This window comes from Streptosporangium sp. NPDC002524 (assembly GCF_040295985.1).
GTDB lineage: Bacteria > Actinomycetota > Actinomycetes > Streptosporangiales > Streptosporangiaceae > Streptosporangium.
Genome location: NZ_JBEOWK010000022.1, coordinates 136,882 through 153,577, shown reverse-complemented (window position 1 = coordinate 153,577; position 16,696 = coordinate 136,882). Strand labels below are relative to the sequence as shown.

The 16,696-nt window shown below is 71.6% G+C and carries 15 protein-coding genes; 7 read left to right on the top strand and 8 right to left on the bottom strand.

All coding sequences use genetic code 11. From position 1 onward, the window contains the following. Nucleotides 1-104 precede the first annotated feature (104 nt). Together ABT053_RS32195 and ABT053_RS32190 are read right to left on the bottom strand one after the other, a co-directional pair. Nucleotides 105-2,471 carry a VIT domain-containing protein gene (locus ABT053_RS32195; RefSeq protein ID WP_350974126.1) on the bottom strand — a complete coding sequence of 789 codons (2,367 nt, stop codon included), beginning with the start codon at nt 2,469-2,471 and terminating at the stop codon, nt 105-107. Next, nucleotides 2,468-3,436, bottom strand: coding sequence for a helix-turn-helix domain-containing protein (locus ABT053_RS32190; RefSeq protein ID WP_350974125.1), 969 nt, complete (start codon nt 3,434-3,436; stop codon nt 2,468-2,470). Before ABT053_RS32190 ends, ABT053_RS32195 begins: the two co-directional genes overlap by 4 nt. Before the next feature lie 124 nt (nt 3,437-3,560). Here ABT053_RS32190 and ABT053_RS32185 point away from each other — a divergent pair, with 124 nt between their 5' ends. The 4 genes from ABT053_RS32185 to ABT053_RS32170 all read left to right on the top strand — a co-directional run bounded on the left by ABT053_RS32185 (nt 3,561) and on the right by ABT053_RS32170 (nt 6,263). After that, nucleotides 3,561-4,028, top strand: a complete 468-nt coding sequence (locus ABT053_RS32185) for a Dps family protein (RefSeq protein ID WP_350974123.1) — start codon at nt 3,561-3,563, stop codon at nt 4,026-4,028. Between the two features lie 146 nt (nt 4,029-4,174). After that, nucleotides 4,175-5,053: an N-acyl homoserine lactonase family protein gene (locus ABT053_RS32180; protein WP_350974122.1), complete on the top strand. Its 879-nt coding sequence runs from the start codon at nt 4,175-4,177 to the stop codon at nt 5,051-5,053. 69 nt (nt 5,054-5,122) lie between these two features. Next, nucleotides 5,123-5,617, top strand: a complete 495-nt coding sequence (locus tag ABT053_RS32175) for an SRPBCC family protein (protein WP_350974119.1) — start codon at nt 5,123-5,125, stop codon at nt 5,615-5,617. A gap of 181 nt (nt 5,618-5,798) precedes the next feature. Then, entirely contained in the window at nt 5,799-6,263 is a 465-nt protein-coding gene (locus ABT053_RS32170) for a MarR family winged helix-turn-helix transcriptional regulator (protein WP_350974117.1), read from the top strand. On the opposite strand, the gene ABT053_RS32165 is transcribed toward ABT053_RS32170, so the two are convergent. Beyond that, complete coding sequence (locus ABT053_RS32165; protein ID WP_350974116.1) at nt 6,260-6,604, bottom strand: hypothetical protein; 345 nt, start codon at nt 6,602-6,604, stop codon at nt 6,260-6,262. The two genes, ABT053_RS32170 and ABT053_RS32165, sit on opposite strands and share 4 nt — an antisense overlap. 228 nt (nt 6,605-6,832) lie before the next feature. Between ABT053_RS32165 and ABT053_RS32160 the strand changes: the two genes are divergently transcribed. Continuing rightward, complete coding sequence (locus tag ABT053_RS32160) at nt 6,833-7,711, top strand: helix-turn-helix domain-containing protein (protein WP_350974114.1); 879 nt, start codon at nt 6,833-6,835, stop codon at nt 7,709-7,711. Beyond that, entirely contained in the window at nt 7,708-7,935 is a 228-nt protein-coding gene (locus tag ABT053_RS32155) for a DUF397 domain-containing protein (RefSeq protein WP_350974112.1), read from the top strand. The genes ABT053_RS32160 and ABT053_RS32155 overlap by 4 nt, the downstream gene beginning before the upstream one ends. 142 nt (nt 7,936-8,077) lie before the next feature. Here ABT053_RS32155 and ABT053_RS32150 read toward each other — a convergent pair whose 3' ends face one another. After that, nucleotides 8,078-8,575 (bottom strand): hypothetical protein, encoded by a 498-nt coding sequence (locus ABT053_RS32150; protein ID WP_350974111.1) that lies wholly within the window; start codon nt 8,573-8,575, stop codon nt 8,078-8,080. Nucleotides 8,576-9,054: 479 nt separating this feature from the next. Beyond that, a complete protein-coding gene (locus ABT053_RS32145) occupies nt 9,055-10,170 on the bottom strand; it encodes a MerR family transcriptional regulator (RefSeq protein WP_350974108.1) in 1,116 nt (371 codons plus the stop codon). A gap of 141 nt (nt 10,171-10,311) precedes the next feature. Between ABT053_RS32145 and ABT053_RS32140 the strand changes: the two genes are divergently transcribed. After that, a complete protein-coding gene (locus ABT053_RS32140) occupies nt 10,312-10,728 on the top strand; it encodes a nuclear transport factor 2 family protein (protein ID WP_350974106.1) in 417 nt (138 codons plus the stop codon). Between the two features lie 72 nt (nt 10,729-10,800). Here ABT053_RS32140 and ABT053_RS32135 read toward each other — a convergent pair whose 3' ends face one another. The 3 genes from ABT053_RS32135 to ABT053_RS32125 all read right to left on the bottom strand — a co-directional run bounded on the left by ABT053_RS32135 (nt 10,801) and on the right by ABT053_RS32125 (nt 16,696). Beyond that, a complete protein-coding gene (locus ABT053_RS32135; protein WP_350974105.1) occupies nt 10,801-14,175 on the bottom strand; it encodes a P-loop NTPase fold protein in 3,375 nt (1,124 codons plus the stop codon). A gap of 345 nt (nt 14,176-14,520) precedes the next feature. Continuing rightward, complete coding sequence (locus tag ABT053_RS32130; RefSeq protein ID WP_350974103.1) at nt 14,521-15,657, bottom strand: ABC transporter ATP-binding protein; 1,137 nt, start codon at nt 15,655-15,657, stop codon at nt 14,521-14,523. Beyond that, nucleotides 15,638-16,696, bottom strand: a complete 1,059-nt coding sequence (locus ABT053_RS32125; protein WP_350974101.1) for a taurine ABC transporter substrate-binding protein — start codon at nt 16,694-16,696, stop codon at nt 15,638-15,640. The genes ABT053_RS32130 and ABT053_RS32125 overlap by 20 nt, the downstream gene beginning before the upstream one ends.

Below are 16,696 nucleotides of genomic sequence, written 5' to 3'. Positions count from 1 at the left end.
ATCCCGCCTACGCTCGATCCGGTCACATCAACCTCACCCGTGTCGCCAACCCTCCACGACAGAGGTTTTCTGGTGCCTCGTCGCCCGGGGCGGGCTCGGGGAGGTCACCGCTTCCAGAACGGGCGTCGCTTGGCGGGGCCCGCCAAGGACTCCAGGACCTCCTCGGCCCGCCGCCACAGGGTGTCCACGTCCCCACCGGCCCGCAGCTCCTCGGCGAGGGCCGCCAGCTCCGCGTGGCCGCCGAGGTAGGCGACCAGGGCCGCGAGGCGGCTGCCCAGGTCCTCCAGCAGGCGCAGCCGCTCGGCGGCGGGCAGGGACGCGGCTGCGCGCAGCCGCTTCAGCTCCTCGGCGAGCTGCTCCTTCGGCGGGTCCTGCGGGCCGGCCGGGGGCCTGCCCTGCTTCGGGGGAGCCCCGGCCGGCGCGGGACGCAGCATCCGGGCGCGGTCGTCGAAGCCTCCGGCCGCCGCGTCCTGCGGCAGGCCGCCGCCGAGCGGGCTCGCCGCGAACCTCGGCGCGGCGCCGGGAGCGGCCATCCCGGGCGGGCCCATGGGCGGCGGCGGGCTCGGGGCCGCGTTCTCGAAGGACATCGAGGTCAGCATCATCGGCGCGGCGGAGGCGACCGGGCTCTCCCAGCCGCTGGGCAGCTCCACCGGCTGGATCACCCGGTGCCCGGGGCCGCCCTCGGCGACCACCTGCGTGTCGACCGCGACGAAGGCGGTGAACCGGCAGAGCACCCCGTACCTGAGCGAGGTCTCCACGATCTCGGTCTCCAGCGACCGGTCACCGGCCGCGTAGCGGTCCTCCAGGGCCCGCAGCCGCGCCCGTGCCCAGATCGCGCGTACGGCCGGATTGTCCACCACGGACGCGGTGACCCTCCGCTCCCACGGCGAGCCGTCGGCGGCCAGGCCCCGTACGGTGAGCGCTCCGGCGGACGTGCCACGGTAGCGGCCGAGCACGGTGAGCGGGACGCCCGAGTAGATCGAGCCGACGTGGCTCACCGTCTCGGTGACCAGGTCGAGCCCGTCGGCCTTGAGGGAGAGGTCGGTGACGAGGGGGGCGCCGATGCGGCGGTGAATGTGCTCCATCGCCTCGTCCAGCCGGTCCTCGGACTCGACCAGCTCGCACCTGCCCCCTCCCAGCCCGGCCAGCCTGCCCAGGAAACCGGCGTTGACCGCCCTGTCGATGCCGACCGTGTGCACCCGCACTCCGGCGAGCGCGGCGCCGAGCCGCTCCAGGATCTGGTCCTCGTTGCCGACCTGCCCGTCGGTGACGAGCACCAGCACCCGGTCCCCGGCGGAGTCGGCGAGCAGCGCGGCGGCCCGCTCCAGCGGGGACAGCATCTCGGTGCCGCCGCGCGCCTCCAGCCTGGCCAGGTGCTCCACGGCCCGGTAGCGGTTGCGGTCGGACGCCTCGGACAGCCCCTCGCCGAGCCCCTCCGGGTACTCCACGACGGTGTCGAAGGAGAGCACCGCGAACCGGTCGCCCGAGGTGAGCGTGTCGACGATACGCGCGGCGGCGCGCCGGGCGGCCACCATCTTCCAGCCGGTCATGCTGCCCGAGCGGTCGAGCACCAGCACCACGTTCTTGGCGCCGGTCCCGGCGGGTGCCGGTCCGGGGACGACGGTCAGCGTGAACGTGCCTTCACCCTTGTCGTTCTCGCCGTCCTTGTCGGGGGCGAGCGCGAGGGAGGTGGAGGAGCCTGCGGCCAGGCGCAGGATGAAGTCGCGGTCCAGCCGCTCACCCGGCTGGAGGCGGATCACGCTGCCCTCCTCCCGGACCACGTGCAGGCTGGAACGGACCTCGCGCAGCTCCAGCCCCGCCGGGTCGACCGAGACGGCGAGCGAGAGGCGGACCGGGTTGGGGAAACCGGGCAGCAGCACCGGCGGGGTGATCCGGGAGGCGTCGGGGACCGCGTCGGTGTCCGGGGCCCAGCCGTCGCCCGCGCGCTCGCCGTCCAGCGGGGTGCCCGGGATGTAGCGGGGGGCGACGACCAGCGGGAAGCGGAAGGTGGCCGCGCCGTCCTCGTACGGGAGGGGCTGGTTCAGCGTGAGGCGCACGGTGACCCGCTCGCCCGGCACGATGTTGCCGACCCGCATGGTGAAGACGTCCGGCCGGTCCTCCTCGGCGATCGCGGCCCGCTTGCCCTGGGAGATCGCCTGGTCGTAGTCGGCCCTGGCCTGGCCGCGCTCCTTGAGCACGCCCTCGATGACCCGGCCGTCGGCCTCCATCCTGAAGGCGGTCACGGCGGCCCGGTCGGGCAGCGGGAAGACGTACGTCGCCTCCAGTGCCACGTCGTGCGGGTTGTGGAAGCCCTGGACCACCTCGACCCCGGCGCTCAGGCCGGACACGGCGGCGGTCACGTCCACGCTCTCCAGCGGCAGGTTGCCGCGCTCGGTGGCGAGCGCCCCCATCCCGGCGTCGGGGACGGGCAGGCACTCCTCCGGCAGCAGTGTGGTGATCGAAGTGGTCATGCGTGAATTCCTTCCGGAGGTGTGAGGCCGCGTTCGCGGAGGAGCGACAGGAGTCCCTCCGAGGCGGCGGCGATCTCGGCGAGGTCGTCGGGTGAGGGGGCGTGTCCACCCGTGTCGAGCATCAGGGTCACGCCGTTCGCCAGCCGTACGCCGTGGACGAGCACGGCTTCCGTGGCTTCCTGGGCTTTCAGGGCTTCCCTGGCTTTCGGGTTTTTCGGGGCCGGGGAAGTCCTGGCGGGCGGGGTCCGGGCCGGCAGGGCTCGTGGGGTCGGCGGGGCCTTGGCGGGCGAGGTCTCACCGGGCGAGGCTTCTCCGGGTGAGATCTCACCGGACGGAGCCTCACCGGACGAGGCTTCACCGGACGGGGCTTTACCGGACGAGAGCGGAGGCGGTGGGGCTTCGCCGGAGGGGGACGGCTGCGCGGGAGCGGGGGCGGGAGCAGGGGTGGCGTCCGCCGGGAAGCTCGGGTCCGCGGGGAGGCCCGCATCCGCGGGGAGGCCCGCATCCGCCGAGGCGGCGGTCGGCCCGGCCCAGAAACGCGGGCGTGCCGCCCGGGGAGCGCCGGACCCGGCCGGAGGCGCGAGCTGGTGTCCGGGGGCGTTCTCCGGTTCTGGAGATGACTCCGGCGGGTGCTCCCGTCCGGTTTCCGATTCCGGTGGGGGTTCGGGGAGGCGGGCGATCGACTGCAGGGTCTGGTCGGTGGCCCCGGCCAGCTCGGCCTGGATCTCGGCGATGGTCCGGCCGTCGGACTGACGCCGCTTGACGGCGACGATCTGGAGCAGGTGGCGCCTGCCGTACATGGCGACGCGGCCCCGGCGGGCCGACGGGGGGTCGAGGAGGCCGATCGTGGAGTACCAGCGGATGAGGCGCTCGTTGGGCATGTCCCTGACCCGCCCGTTGAGCTGGGCGGTGGGGGCCAGCGCAGCGGACGCCCGCTCAGCCAGTTCACCGATGGTCCATTCCATGCCTCGATAGTGACACTGTAATCATGACAGTGTCAACATGATGGCCGGAATAGAGAGACGGATAGGTGGGTACGGACATTTCGTAGCAAAGGGGAAATTAAGCTCGAAACAGGGGGGACGCTTCATGTCCGCGATCACCAGCCCACTCAAGCCAGAAGACAAGAAGACCATCGCCGTCGTGCTCCAGGGGGCTCTCGTCGACCTGCTCGACCTGTCGCTCTTGACCAAGCAGGCCCACTGGAACGTGATCGGCCACAACTTCCGGTCGCTGCACCTGCAGCTCGACAAGATCGTCTCGTCGGCCAGGAAGCACGCGGACACCGTCGCCGAGCGCGCGGTGGCCCTCGGGTGCAACCCCGACGGCCGGGCCTCCACGCTCGCGAGCACCACCGAGGTGCCGCAACTGGAGTCGGGTTACATCAACGACGGCAAGGTCGTGGCCGCCATGACGGACATCCTCGGGTCCATCATCCGCCGGATGCGTGAGCGCATCGAGGCCGCCGAGGAGCCCGACCTGGTCACCCAGGACCTCCTCATCGAGATCACCCAGGACCTGGAGAAGCACCACTGGATGATCGAGGCCCAGCGCTAGATCGTCTTTCGAGGCGCCCCGGCCCGTGAGGGCCGGGGCGCCTTCCGCGTTCCCGACCCTTGTCTCCGGCTGCCAGAGGCGTTGACGACCATATATGTGTCGTGTAATTTAATGACACGACACACAATTTCGCGAAAGGTCCCCCGATGAACGTTCCGGCAGATCCCATCAGGCGTGTATCCGTCCTCAGCACCGGCTCGGTGTCCATCCGGCCGGAGCACGTCGGGCCGACGTGGAAGCACCTCTACTTCTGGCTGTTCACCTCGAGGCGCTGGACCGCCCCCCGGCCGATCAACGTCTACGTCATCGAGCATCGCGACGGCGTGGTGCTCTTCGACACCGGGCAGGATCGCGCGTCGGTGACCGACCCGGGCTACTTCCCCGGAGGGCTCAACGGGCTGATCTACTCACGCCTCGCGAAGTTCGCCGTCGAGCCGGACGAGACGCTCACGGCCGGTCTGGCCAGGCTGGGGTACGCCGTCGACGACGTGGACACCGCGGTGATCTCCCACCTTCACCAGGACCACATCGGCGGGCTGCCGCTGCTCGGCCACGCCGACATCGTCGTCAGCCACGACGAGTGGGAGTCCCTGCGCAGGCCGTTGCCGGAGGCGCGCGGCCTGATGCCGTCGCACATCGACCTGCCGGGGCTCAACTGGAAGCGGATCACCCCCGAACCGCTCGCGGATCCGGCCGTGGCGCCGTTCGACACCGGCCACGACCTGTTCGGTGACGGAAGCCTCCTGCTCCTGCCCACTCCGGGGCACACACCCGGATCGCTGTCCCTGCTGGTCCGCCGCCCGGGGCACGCGCCGCTGATGCTGGTGGGCGATCTCACCTACGACGTCGACCTGCTGACCGCGGGCGAGCTGCCCGGCGTGGGCGACAAGAGGCGGATGCGCGACACGGTGGGCAAGGTGAACGCCCTGCGGGCCACGATGCCCGACCTGACGGTCCTGGCGGCGCACGACCCAGGGGCGGCCGGTCGCCTCGCCGAGACGCTCGGCCGCGTGCGGGTCGCGTGAGCCGCCCCTCTCCACCGATTCACCGAGCATCACCGAACATCACCGAGCATCACCGGCAAGGAGTGAAAGATGATCACCGACCTCTTCAGGTCCTCGCGGACGCGAAGGAACGTGAGGTTCACCAACACCCTGCGCGTCGAACGTCCGGCAGGTGTGGTCTTCGACTACCTGGCGGACCTGCGGAACCTCCCCGCCTGGAACTACGCGATCAGCGAGACACGACCGCTCACGCCGGGACCGGCCGGTCTCGGAACCGTCTACGAGCAGTCCCGTACGCTTCCCTGGGTCATGCGGGAGCGACTTGAGATCGTCGAGTACGAGCGCGACCGCCGCCTCGTGGTGGAAGGCGGCTTCGGCCTCTTCCAGGGACGCGCGACCTACACGCTTGAGGGGTCCGCCACCGCGACGGACCTGGTCAACGAGATCGAGCTCGAAGCGGGGGCGCTGGGGGCACTGGGCGGCCTGCCGGCCCGAGGCATGGCCGGCGCCGTCGCGAAGAACCTCCACGTCCTGAAGGACATCCTTGAGGCCCCTGATGCCGGGAACGGGACCACCGCGTGGTGACGGCCGCCGGAGGCGAGGCGCCTCGCCGTCCGGGAGGCGAGGTCGCGGGCGGCCGTCACCGGGCGGGCCGATGACACGTCATCTTCTGTCGTAACATGCACACGCGTGGACGTACGGAGTGGCACTCGCGGTGCGCTCCGCCGGAGGGTTTCCGCACGGTGCGGAGAAGGGATCCGCACGAATGAAGGACGCCGAGGAGTTCCGCTACCTTGTCCTGGCGGTGCAGCGAGAGGGCAACCGCCTGCTCGCCGCCGAGCTCCGCCCGCTCGGGCTCACGCCGTCCCAGGCGGAGGTGGTGAGCGTCCTCGACGATCGCGGCCCTCTCACCCTCTCCGGGCTCGGTGAACTGCTCGTCTGCGAGACAGGAGTCAATCCGAGCAGGTTGGTGGACCGGCTCGTGACCGCGGGGATCGTCGAACGGGTGACCGACGCGGGTGACAGACGGCACGTCACACTGACCCTCACGGCGGACGGCGCGCAGCTGGCCGAGCGTGTCCAGGAGGTCCAGGACGGCCTGAACAACGCGCTTGAGGAAATGCTCGCCGGGCAGCCGGTCGCGTCCACGCTGACCACGCTCCGATCAGTGGCCTCGCGCTTCCCCGCCGGAGAAAAGGTACGCCGACGCAAGGAAGCCCCGGTCCGTTAGGTCTCCGGGGGCCGCTGCGACGTCCGATCCCACGAGCCGCCCCCGAGCCAGACAAGGTCGGAGTGAAGCCGCCGCGCGGCACTGTGCGCGCTCGTCCACCGGCCGAACCCGTGACCGTTCGCACCCACGATCGCCGCCGTCCCACCCGGCAGCGTCAGCCCGTAAGCCACCACCTCTGTGACGCTTTCACCGTCATCCTCGCCCTCGCCCTCTTCGTAGAACTCCTGGACCAGGGCGAACATGCGAGGGAGGTCGCCCGTCATCGTGTACGCCGGGCAATGCTCGTCGAAGTCCGGGGCGTTGCGGGCGGATGACTGGTCGGAACCATTGTGCTGCTCCATGTCGTCGTGCTCCCTTCCGGTGCTGAACCTGAGTGGAGATCTGCTGGACGGCTGCGCCCCGATTCCTCTGTGTTTTCGGATAAATGCCGAGCGTGACCGCCGATACTTCGGTAGCGTGACAGCGAATTCAGGATGACGCAAGCTTGCTTAATGAGGTTGTTGGCGTTGCCCCGATTTGTCTGATACGAGTCGGTGGAACAGACGGTGTGAACCAAAAGGAGGCGGACAATGGGTGCGAAACGAGGGCCGACACTGCGGGCGCAGTGGCTCGGCAAACACCTGAGGGATTTCCGCGAGTCGGCCAAGCTGACACTCAAACAGGCGGGCGACTACCTGCAGCGTGACGCCGGAACCATCAGCCGACTGGAGTCGGGCGTCATTCCGGCGAGGGCGGCTGACGTGCTGGCACTCCTCAACCTGTACGGCGTCGGCGACCAGAAGGTCCGCGACGGGTTGGAACAGATCAGCCGCGACATCTGGCGCAAGGGCTGGTGGGACGGTTATGCCGATGACTCCCTTGGCGGACTGTTCGACCATGCCTGGCTCGAAACCCGCACCGAGGGGATTCGTTGCTATGCGGCGATGGTCATACCTGGCCTCCTCCAGATCCGGGACTACGCCCAGGCGGTCATTGCGGCGGGTGCCGCTGACGCTCCCGGCGAGCAGATCGAGCGTTGGGTGGAGTTCCGGATGGATCGGCAGCGGGTGCTCGACATCGAATCGGCCCCGAATCTGGAGATTGTCCTCGACGAGGCTGTGCTACACCGCATGATCGGCGGCCCGGAGGTGATGTGCGCTCAACTGGAACATTTGACTGAGGCCATGAGCAGGCCGAATGTGACCGTCCGGGTTCTGCCGTTCACCACTGGGGCACATGCCAGCCCAGAGGGCGCTTTCACAATCTTCGACATGCCGGAGCCCTACTCCGACGTGACCTATGTGGAGACCCGAGGAGGTGCTGTCTACACCGAAGCGGAAGGCGCCGAAGTTTTCGTGCGAGCGTACGATTCCTTACAGAGCGCCGCGCTTACCCCGGATGAGTCCACGACCATCATCCGGACCGCAGCCGGTCGTGTCAGACGAGCGAGAGGGAGGAGCACGCGATGATCAGCTCAGAGGAGCTGGCGGGCGTAGCCTGGCGCATCAGCACCAAGAGTGCCGATGGTGGCGGTCAGTGTGTCGAGGCCGGTCCGCTGGCTGACGGCAGTGGGCGGGTCGCTGTGAGGCACAGTCGTCGTCCCGATGCCGATGTGATCGTTTACACCCGGGCCGAGTGGGAGGCGTTCGTCGGCGGGGTCAAGGACGGCGAGTTCGACTTCCCCGCAGGGTGACCGTCTCCGCCTTTGATCACCCACGCCTGGTGGGGTGTCGTCAGTACCGATTCGCGCCTGGCAGGGCTTTGAACGCTGACGATGGCGGATGGCTTCGCGTAGATGAAGGTCGGCTTTCCTCTTCTCCTCGGAGGCCGGGTGGTCAGCTGACGGCGGTCGGAGTAACCCGCCGGGTGCGCCGGTAGTACGACCAACCGGCGACCGGTAGCGCGATCATCCACACGAGGAGGACGGGCAGGCCGACGAACGCACCGGTCAGGGTGAACGGATCGTCTGGACTCGCTTCGGCGATGGCACGAGGGATCTGCGCGGGCAGGGTGAGCGAGTAGCCCACCAGCAGGACCGAGCCCAGGACGGTCGGGGTGAGCGGAAACCAAGGTGGGACCCGGCGTCCGCCCAGCACGGGGATCCACCGGGGATAGACCAGTCCCCAGCCGCTGATCAGACCGAGTGACAGGATCCCGCCGAGGATGGCGAGCAGCGTCAGCACCCCGAGGTACATGGCACCCGCGGGGATGCCCAGGACTCCGCCCTCCGGGAAGCCTTCCGTGCCGTGACCTCGGCCGTGATACCAGGCGTCGAAGCTCGCTTCATTGGCCAGGAACGGGATTCCGAGCATCCAGGGGATGTGCAACGGCACGAATCCGAGGATGGGAGCCGCCCACCCCGCCGTTCCGGCGACACGTGCCCAGCGGGGTGGCGGAGGAACTGCTGTTCGCGTCATGGCCGTAGGATCCACGGCGCCGCCTGTGATCAGACTGAGAGACGCTGATGAGTTTCTCAGCCTCGGTCAACCGAGTCACGCTCGGCAGGGCTTTGAATGCTGATGACGGCGGAGTGTGTCCGGGTGCTGACGGCGGCGAAGCCGGGGCGGCGAGATCGAAGGTCCGCGGATCGGTCTCGCCGGAGCGGAGGACGAGCTTGCGCGGATCGACCGGCGGAGTTCGCGGGCGATCGCCCTGGGCGTGCCGGGTCGCGTCGCCGATCCCGTCCACAGCACCATGCCCGCTCAACACCGCGTGTGACCGGCGAGCCGTCCACAGTGCCGTGCCCGTCCAGCGCCGCGCGTGACCGGCGGGCCGTCCGGGAGCCGCTGCGACGCCGACGCCGCGACGCGGTTCAGGCTATGAGCAGGCGGAGGCCGAGATCCGCCGCGTCGAGGCCGGAGAGGTCGCTGTTGCGCTCGGCCCACCGGCCGGAGTCGAGGTCGTCGCCGAGGCTTCGCACCGCCCGCCGCTCGGCCTCCGGCCCGACCCTCGTCCACACCGACATCGCACGGCGCACGTGATCCTCCAGATACGCCGCCGGTCGGCGCCAGTACGCCTCGAACAGGCCGTCGGCACAGTCCCACGGGATGGGCACCGGCTCGGCGCGGGCGCCGATCGCGTCGGCCATCCCGGCGAGCGGGGGAAACTCCGCGAGGACGGCGGCGAACTCGGGCAGGTAGTCGCGGGTGAGCCAGAACCGGTCCTGCCATCCGGGCTCGTCGGTGTCGAACGTGAGCACCACCACGCGGTGGGCCACCCGCCGCATCTCGCGCAGCCCCGCTATCGGGTCCCCCCAGTGGTGGACGGTGGAGACGGCCATCGCGACGTCGAAGGACCGGTCCTCGAACGGCAGGCTCTCCGCGGCGGCGGCCACGCACGGCGCCGAACCGGCAGGCCGCTGTCCCCGCATGACCGCCGACGGCTCCACCGCGGTCACGTCGCGATCGGCGGGCTCGTAGGAGCCGGTGCCGGCCCCGACGTTCAGCACCGTCCGCGCGTCCCCGAGCGCGTCCCAGATCTGCGTGGCGATCCGTGGCTCGGTACTCCGTGTCGCGGTGTAGGCGCCGCCGATCGCGTCGTACAGCCGTGCGCCGAGCACCTCCAGTTGCTCCTCCGGTGTCACCTTCAGTCCCTTCGCCCGTGCCTTGAGTTCCCTGTCGATGGCCGCCACCATGGCGTCGGCGCGATCACGCCGCTCCAGCAGCAGGCCGCGCAGCCGGCGCAGGTGCGCGACCGCGTCGGTGGACGGGTCGCCGACCAGTTCCGCGACCTCCCGCAGCCCGAAACCCAACCGCCGATAGGCCAGCACCTCCCGCAGCCGCTCTACGTCGCCCGCCGAATAGGCCCGGTACCCGGCCGCCGTCCGCGCCGACGGCCGAACGAGCCCGATCTCGTCGTAGTGGTGCAGCGTACGGACGCTCACACCGGCCAGTTCGGCCACGTGTCCAACGGTCCAGTGTTCCTCCACGGCACCGACTATGCCGCCTGACGCCACGTGAGGGTCAAGAACCCCGCTCACGGCGGTACGACCTCGGTACGGGTCTCCGCGGGTCCCGTCATACCTCGGCGGTAATCGACGGGCGGCGTCCGGAACCGAGAGGCTTGCGGCATGAGTGATGAAACGCGTGACACCGTGGAGGAACTGCTGCGTCGGATGGCCGAGGGCGATCACGACCGTACGGCGGAGTTGTTCGCCGAGCCGGTCGACTGGCGGCTCGCCTGGCCCGCAGAGGGGCATCCGGCGGTGCCGTGGATTCGCCCCCGGTCAGGCCGGGCCGACGTGGCGGACCACTTCCGGTCGCTGGAGGCCCACCACGTGCCCGAACTGAACGGCACGTCGGTGGCGCGGATCCTGGCCGACGGGGCGGACGCCGTCGTGCTCGGAGAGATCGCGCAGACGGTGCGGGACGGCGGGACCTCGTACACCTCACCGTTCGCGCTGCACCTCACCGTCGAGGACGGGCTCGTCACCCGCTTCCACATCTACGAGGACAGCCTCACGGTCGCGCGGGCCCTCAGCGCCTGAATGTGATCGCTGAGGGGCCCGTTTCCGTCCGGAGCTTCGAGGTCCCTTGCGGCGGAAGTGGCGGGACGGGGCTCAGAGGAGATAGCGGGCCAAATCAGCGATGGGGTGGGGGCCGGAGAGGAGGTCGCGCAGGGCGTCCAGGTGGGGGCCGCCGAGGGTGTGGTGGGCGACGAGGCCGGTGTCGTGGACGGCCCGCTCCCAGCCTCCGTCGTCGTTCGCCGCCTCCTCCAGCCGCCGCAGCACGCTCGTCCCGTCCGTCTCCCCGGCCAGCAGTGTCAGCAGGTGCGGCCACTGGACGGCGAGCGCCGCGAGCTTGGCGACCTCGCCGTCCGAGGCGGGGGCCGCCCCGGCGAGGGCGCGGCGGTAGGTGAGGAACGAGTAGAAGCGGAACACGTTCACGTACCGCTTGATCTCGCGCGGGTTGAAGAACGTGAGGGCCGGGAGCACGAACTCGATCGCCCGGTAGGCGTTCTCGTCGCTGTAGAGGTCGTCGAAGACCCGGTCGGCGGCCTCCCGGGTCGCCGCGCAGAGACCGCCGAGGGCGTCGGAGCACTCGATGCCCAGGGCGTCCTGCGCGAGCCGCGCCGCCTCGTCGAGGGTCGTCGTGGTCGGGCGCAGCGCCCAGATGGCGTCCTGCAACCGGCTCACCTGGACCGGGTCCGGCGGTTCCGCCGCCCGCGATCCGGGGTCGGGCGTCTCCACCGGCGTTCGCGGCCCGAACCCCTGCAGCTCCATCGTCGCCCGCAGCCCGAGTCCCGGTATCTCCACCGGTGTCCGCAGCCTGGGCCTCCTCGGGTTCACCCGTGTCCGCAGCCTGGGCTTCCCCGGTTTCACCGGTGCCCGCAGTCCCGGCACGGCCGCTCCCGGTGGCGTGGTGGTGCCGGGGAGACCCGGTGTGACCGCGCCGAGCGAGGAGGGCCGTGCGGGAGGCAGGGGACCGCGCGAACGCGGCCCGGCCGGATCCGCTGGCGGGTCGAGCCGTTCCAGGGCGGCTGGGGGACCCGCCGGACGCGGTCCGGCCGGATTCGGTGTCCGGGTGGTCTCTGGGTCCCGCGGTCGCGCGTTCTCCATGTCCGCGGGAACGGCGGAGGCGCCCGCGCGCACGTCGGGAACGGCCGCGGGCCGCGCGACGTCGGACACGCCCAGCAGGGCCCGTACGAAGGCGGGCAGCCGGTCGGCGTCGTCCAGCAGGGGCACGCTCAGCGGGAGTTGCACGATCTTCTCCAGGAACCGCCAGCCCAGGCCGGACCGTCCGCCGCCCGGCAGCGTCCCGGCCAGTTCCGGGTAGGCGGCCTCGACGTGCGCCACGACCACCTCCGGTTCCATCGCCAGCACGAACACGCAGTTGGGGAACTCCCCGGCGAGGAACAGGTTGATCGCCTCGATGACCTGCGCCACCGTTCCCGGCGAGCAGCGGTCCAGGTCGTCCACGAACACCACCAGCGGGCGCTCCCCGGTGGCGACGAGGTCGAGGACCTGCCGCATGTCGGTCTGCACCAGGTGCAGGAAACCGGTCCTGGACCGGTACCCGGGCGCGGGCGCGACCTCGCCGGCGAACCCGTCGGCCGCGCCGGGGCCGAGCAGGTCGGGCTGGGTGACCAGGCCGCGGAAGGCGTTGTCCGCCGACTCCCCGAAGAACCGCGCCAGTCGTACGGCGCCCGCCCCCACCACCAGCGCCGACCCGGCGGAGCCGACGGCCGCCGCGGCGTTCTCCAGGAGGGCGCCGAGCGCGGGCAGCAGCGCGGCGGCGGCGAGGAGCGCCCCGGTGAGGACGACGGTGGCGACCAGGCCGAGGGCCACGGGCGCGAGGCGGGTCATCGCCAGGTGGTACGCGCGCCTGCGGACCGCCTCCCGGTCGATCCTGGACAGGTTCAGCTCCAGCCAGAACCGTTCCCGCTCGGCGCGGGGCAGCCGCCGGGTGACCTGGGTGATGATCTCGTGGGCCAGCCCGGCCCAGACCTGCTCCCCGCTCTGGTACATCCACGGGTTGAACCAGACCGTGGGCCGCCAGTCCGCCCGCCGCAGCGGGAGCGGGCCCGGCTCGGCCCGCCCGGCGCTCTCCCTGGGGCGCCGTCCCGTCCTGGCGAGCACCTCGGCGTTGGTCAGCGTCCGCTCCGCGCGGGAGCCGGGCAGGTGGATCGGGGCGGGGTCGTCCCCGGCGGCCCCGGGGTCCAGCAGGTCCTGGATCATCCGCATCAGCGAGGTCTTGCCCGCCCCCCAGGGGCCCTTCACGCCGATCGTGAGCGGCGGCCGGGTCTCGGGGTGGCGGACGAACGCGGCGATGGCCTCGGCGTAGACCCGGTGCCCGAGCTGGTCCTCGGTCGTCCACCGGTCGGCGGTGAGCCTCGCCCTGGGCCGTACCGTCCGCAGCCCGGCCCGGCGGCGGCGCAGCAGCGCCGAGGTCTGCGCCCGCTCGGCGGCCGACAGCCGCGAGTGGCCGAAGGTTCGCACGTCCGGGTGGACGAACGTGGTCGTCTCGCCCAGCAGGCCCCAGTGCCTCAGCTCGGCGGCGTCGCCGAGGATCTCGTCGATCGGCTCGTCCTCGTCGAGCAGGGCCGCCCTGCGCAGGATCTCCCTGGCGGGCTCGCTCAGGTGCAGCTCGTAGACCCGCCGGACGATCTCGATCCCGCAGGCGGGCGGGGCGTGGTCGCCGAGCCGCGCCAGGACGCGCGCGAAGGCGGCGTGCGGCACGGCGGCGGTGTCCCGCGCCGGGGTGAGGGCGACCCCCGCGACGGCCCCGTACGAGATCAGGATGGGGGTCCGGGCGGCCGAGGCCGCCGCGTAGCGGGCGAGCGCGTAGGCGTGCAGGTCCGCGACGCTGACCGTCCCGTCCCCGTCGAGGTCGGCGGCCCGCGTCGTGAGGCCCTCCGCGATGACGTCGGTCAGCGTGCGCACCGGGCCGGGTACGGTCTCGTCGAGCCTCAGGGTGAGGGTGAGGGCCGCCGCGGCCACCCTCGGCTCCCCGGCCACGGCGAGCTGCCTGACCGGTTCCGCGGAGCCGTCCAGGGCGCTCCAGCCGAAGTCGACGATCATCAGTACGGCGGCCGCCAGCGACTCGCCGACCTGCCGGCCGAACGCGCCGATCATCGATCCCAGCTGTCCCGAGGTCCAGCCGCCGTCGGCGGGCAGCCGGATCACCAGCAGGTCGCCCTCCCGCGCCGAGCGCAGCAGGCTCCACACGCGCTCGCCGTCCGCGCCCGCCCCCTCGCTGGCCTCGGCGTCGACGGTGAACCCCTCGGCGCGCAGCGCGCTCGCCAGCCGCGCGTCCGGCCGGGTGGCGGGGGTGCCCGCGTCCGGCGGGCTCGGGGTCGGATTTAGGGTCGGGGCCGGGAGCGAAGGTGGCGGGGTCGCGGCCGGGGGAGAGTCGAGGAAGACGAGAGCTCGGCGGGTGCCCACGTGGGGCGTGGTCTCGAAAACTGGATTCGCGAACGCGAGTCCCTCGCTCAACGGTCCTCCCGATCTGACGGCGGTCATTCCACTGTGGACGCGTCAGACGGGACAGATGGCGATCTTGGCGATAGGTCGACCTGTTTTGACGGATGTTTGCTCGCCGGTTTCCGCAAAGTTTGCGGCGGGGAACGCCAGAGGCGTCACGGGCCCTTCCCGTCGCCGGGCTGACCCGGCCTTCCCGGGGAACGCCGGGGGTCGTCACCGGTTCCTTTCATCGCCGGTCGGCGCGGCCTCCCCGGGGAATGCCGAGGACGTCACGGACCCTTTCCGTCGCCTGCCGACGCGGCCCCGGAGGATGTCACGAACCCTTTCCGTCGCCTGCCGACGCGGCCCCGGAGGATGTCACGGACCCTTTCCGTCGCCTGCCGACGCGGCCTCCCTGACGACCTCCGTCAGCTCCTCGCGCAGCCCGGCGAAGAGCGGGTCGGTGCGGGGATGGTCGCCGTACGGCAGGCCGGAGCCGCGGTCGAGGACCACCCGGCCCGGCCTGCCGCTCAGCGCGAGCACGCGGGTGCCGAGATAGACGGCCTCGTCCACGCTGTGGGTGATGAACACCACCGTCGTGCCCGCCCGCCGCCACAGCTCGCGGACCTCCTCCTGCATGCGTTCCCTGGTGAACGCGTCCAGGGCGGCGAACGGCTCGTCCATCAGCAGCAGCGCGGGGCCGGGGGCGAGGGCGCGGGCGATCGCCGCGCGCTGCTGCATGCCCCCCGACAGCTCGTACGGCCTCGCCCTGGCGACGTCGGCCAGCCCGGTCAGCTCCAGCAGCTCGGCCACCCGCTCGCGCCGCGCGGCCCTGGGCAGGCCGCGCAGCCCGAAACCGACGTTCCCCTCGACCGAGAGCCAGGGGAAGAGCCGGTGCTGCTGGAACACGTACCCCCTGGCCGGGTCGGGTCCCGACACCGGCTCGCCGGAGGCCGTGATGGTTCCCGCCGACGGCGCGGTGAAGCCCGCCACCAGCCGCAGCAGCGTGCTCTTGCCGCACCCCGAGGGGCCCACGACCGTGACGAACTCCCCGGCGGCGATCTCCAGGTCGATCGGCCCGAGCGCGTCGACCGTCCCGGCGCGCCCCCGGTAGGAGTGCGACACCCCGGCGAGCGCGAGCGCCGTCTCCCGGGAGGCCGTGCCCCGGGGGGCCGCGTTCTCGCCGGTCGTCTCCGTGTCCCGCGGGTTCGCGTTCCCGCCGGTCGTCTCCGCGTCCCGAGGCGCCGCGCTCTCGCGGGTCACCTCCTTGTCCTGCGGGTTCGCGTTCCCGCCGGTCGTCTTCGTGTCCCGAGGCGCCGCGCTCTCGCCGGTCGTCTCCGTGTCCCGAGGCGCCGCGTTCCCGCCGGTCGTCTCCGCGTCCCGAGGCGCCGCGCTCTCGCCGGTCACCTCCGTGTCCGCGCCGGCCGGTGTCCCGGGGGCCGCACCCGCGCGGGCCGGGCCGGGACCCGTGCCCGCGCGGGTGCTCTCAGCTTCCTCAGCTTCCGGCGAAGGCATCCGCGAGCTCCTGCGTGGCCAGGCCCTTCTGGAAGACGCTCAGCTCCGGTACGGCGTCCACCTTCTTCTGACCCTTGAGGAACTCGGCGGAGCTGTGCAGGTTCTCGGCGAACTTGCCGGGGGCCGAGGGGGTGCCGAGATACTCGGCGGAACGCTGCTCCGTGGCGTCGAGGAGCACGAGCTGGCCGAGCTGGCGCCCCGCCTCCGCCGGGTCGAGGTTGAGCTGGCGGCCGATGGCCGCGGCGGCGGCGTCCTTGTCGCTCCTGGCCAGCTTGACCGCGCGGTCCTGCTGCTGGAGCCAGACGTGCAGCGCCTTCGGGTACTTCTTCGCGAAGTCGTCGCTCACCACCGCGAGGTCGGCGGTGAGCTTGCCACGCTGGGCCAGCTCGCGGCTGGTGACCAGCGTCGTGCCGCCGTTCTTCTGCAGCTCTGCCAGGGTGGGCGTCCAGACGTAGGCGGCGTCGATGTCACCGCGCTGCCAGGCGGCCTGGATGTCCGGCGGCTCCATGTCGAGGATCTTCACGTCGGCCTCCGACAGCCCCGCCTCGGTGAGCGCGGCGAGCAGGCTGTAGTGGGTGGTCGAGGCGAAGGGGGCCGCGACCCGCTTGCCCGCGAGCCCCTTGACGTCGGTCACGCCGCCCCGGGCGACGAGCGCCTCGTTGTCCCCAATTACGTCGAAGATCCACGGCACCCGGTACGGGATGTTGAGGGGCGCCGACAGGCCGCGGGTGACCGGGCTGCTGCCCGCCAGCCCGATGTCGAGCGATCCGGCGATCATCGCGGTGTTCACGTCGCCGCCCGAGTCGAACTTGCTCCAAGTGATCTTGGTGTTCGGCAGCGCCTTCTCCAGCCACTGCTGGTCCTTGACGATCAGGTCCCCGTTGGGAATGAGCTGGTATCCGATGCGCAGGGTCGCCGGGGATCCGTCGGCGGCGGGCTTGGCCTCCTCCGTACCGGACCCGCAGGCGGTCAGGGCGAGGGCGGCGGCGGTCAGGGCGAGCGCGGCGCGCTTCACGGGGGTCACTGTGATGCGTTTCAT